Raw genomic sequence first — 2,305 nt, 5'->3', positions numbered from 1 at the left:
CCCTCCAGCTCCAGCACCCACACCTCGTTCTCCCCCTCCCGCAGCACCGGCCCGGGAACGTACAGCGACCTTTGGGGACCCACCGACCAGTAGCGGCCCAGGCAGAAGCCGTTGACCCACACGAATCCGCGTGTCAGGCCGGGCAGTTCCAGGCGTGCGTCCCCGGCCGCCCCGAGGACGGTGGCCGTGCCCCGGTACAGCCCGGGCATCCCCGCCGGGGGCGGCGCGGTGAACGGCACCGCCGACACGCCGTCCTCGAACGCGTCCAGGTCCAGTCCCCGGGCCCGCACCCCGTGCAGGTACTGCCGCTCGTGCAGCACACCCCCGGTGATCCCCTTCGCCTCGCCCAGGAGCGGCCCGTAGTTCACCCGGCCGAGGGACTCCACCCACAGCTCCACCCGCGCCGGACCCGCGACGGGCTCCTTGAGCCGCGGTTCCGCCTCGGTGAGCACCCCGGCCCGCACCCCGTCGACGTACACCACGGCCAGATCCCGCAGCCCCCGTACGGACAGCGGGTACGGCTCGCGCGGTCCGGGCACGTCCACCTCGTAGCGCACCACGCCCCGTGTGACGCCCAGTTCCTCGAAGGTGGGTGCCTGGGGGCGTGTCGTCTCCTCGCCGCCCAGGACGGCCAGCACGGCGTCCATAGGCGCCCATTCGGCGAGCGAAACCTCGGCCGGGGAGGCCAATCGGGCGGGTTCCGGCGGGAGTTTTGGCAACGGGCCCTCCTGGTAGCGCGCCAGTACCTCCCTAAAGCGCCAGAACTTCTCCGTGGGGCGGCCGTATTCGTCCACCGGAGCGTCGTAGTCGTACGACGTCACATCCGGCTGGAGCTCGCCCTCGTGCAGCTCGCCGCCCCGGTTCGCGCCCGCCCAGCCGCCGAAGCTCGTGCCGCCGTGCGCCATGTAGAGGTTCACCGAGGCGCCGCACTCCAGGATCTCCCGCAGCGCCTCGGCGGCCTCCCCGGGATCACGGACGGCGGGCGTGCCGGACCAGTGGTCGAACCAGCCGCACCAGAACTCCATGCACATCAGCGGGCCCTCGGGACGATGGCGGCGCAGCGCGGCGAAGGACTCGCGCGCGCGGGAGCCGAAGTTCGCCGTGGCGAGCACCCCGGGCACCGACCCGCCGGTCAGCATGTGGTCCTCGGGGCCGTCGGAGGTGAACAGCGGCACCGTGACACCCTCGGCGCGCAGCAGGGCGGCCAGTTCGGCGAGATAGCCCGCGTCGGAGCCGTAGCTGCCGTACTCGTTCTCCACCTGGACCAGGACCACCGGGCCGCCGCGGTCGGCCTGCCGGGACACGATCTCGGGCAGCAGCCGGCCGAACCAGGCGCGGACATGGCGCAGGTACCGCTCGTCCCGGGTGCGCGCCCGCCCGCCCGGTTCTGCCGTCAGCCAGGCCGGCAGACCGCCGTTCTCCCACTCGGCGCAGATGTAGGGACCGGGCCGCACGATCGCCCACAGGCCCGCCGCGCGCGCCGCGTCCAGGAACCGGCCGACCGCCGCCACGTCCCGATGGCGCCCCGGGGCGGGCTGGTGCAGATTCCACGGCACGTAGGTCTCCACGCAGTTGAGACCCATCGCCCGCAGCATCGCCAGCCGGTGCCCCCACTGCTCCTCGTGCACCCGGAAGTAGTGCAGCGCGCCGGACAGCAGCCGCACCGGCCGCCCGTCCAGCAGGAAGTCCCTCTCGCCCACGGTGAACTCGCTCATACCGCCAAGGCTCACCCCTTCCGGTGCCCGGCGCCATGGACGAAGATCGGCACCACTTGGACAAAAAGCGGCCGCCGCCGACGCCGCGAGGAGCAGCGATGTACCAGACCTGGATGCGGTTCTTCAGCCCCGGCCCCGCCCACCACCGCCTCGGCCTGGTCTGCCTCGGGGTCGGACTCCAGCACGGCGCGCTGCCCACCGTCGGCCCGCGCACCCTGGACCACCATGTGGCCGTCGTGATCAGCTCCGGCGGCGGCTGGTACGCGGGCGCGGACGGCCGCCGTACGACCGTCACCGCGCCCGCGCTGCTCTGGCTCACCCCCGGCGTGCCCCACCACTACGCCCCCGATCCGGACACCGGCTGGGACGAGGGCTTCGTGGACTTCGCCGGGCCCGCCACCGCCACCTACACGGAACTGGGCTACATCGAGCCCGAGCGGCCCGTGGTGGCCCTCTCCGACGCCGCGGGACCGCGCGCGGTCGTCGCCCGCATCGCCCGCGCCGCCCGCCGCGGCAACCCCCTCCTGGAGGTGGAGACCGGCGCCGCCGTGCACGAACTCCTGGTCGCCCTGCGCCGCGCCCGCGCCGAT

The 2,305-nt window shown here is 73.8% G+C and carries 2 protein-coding genes; one reads left to right on the top strand and one right to left on the bottom strand.

Going from position 1 to position 2,305, the window contains the following annotated elements:
* Positions 1-1,715: glycoside hydrolase family 35 protein (locus CCN72_RS34620; RefSeq protein ID WP_086812303.1), on the bottom strand; the 1,715-nt coding region annotated here is incomplete at its 3' end.
* Between the two features lie 98 nt (positions 1,716-1,813).
* Between CCN72_RS34620 and CCN72_RS34615 the strand changes: the two genes are divergently transcribed.
* On the top strand, positions 1,814-2,305 hold a 492-nt coding region (locus CCN72_RS34615; RefSeq protein ID WP_208638177.1), incomplete at its 3' end, for an AraC family ligand binding domain-containing protein.

The sequence above is a fragment of the Streptomyces murinus genome (assembly GCF_002154555.1).
GTDB classification, from domain to species: Bacteria; Actinomycetota; Actinomycetes; order Streptomycetales; family Streptomycetaceae; genus Streptomyces; species Streptomyces murinus.
Note: the sequence above shows the minus strand (reverse complement) of the source record. Positions and strands in the feature narration are given on the sequence as shown.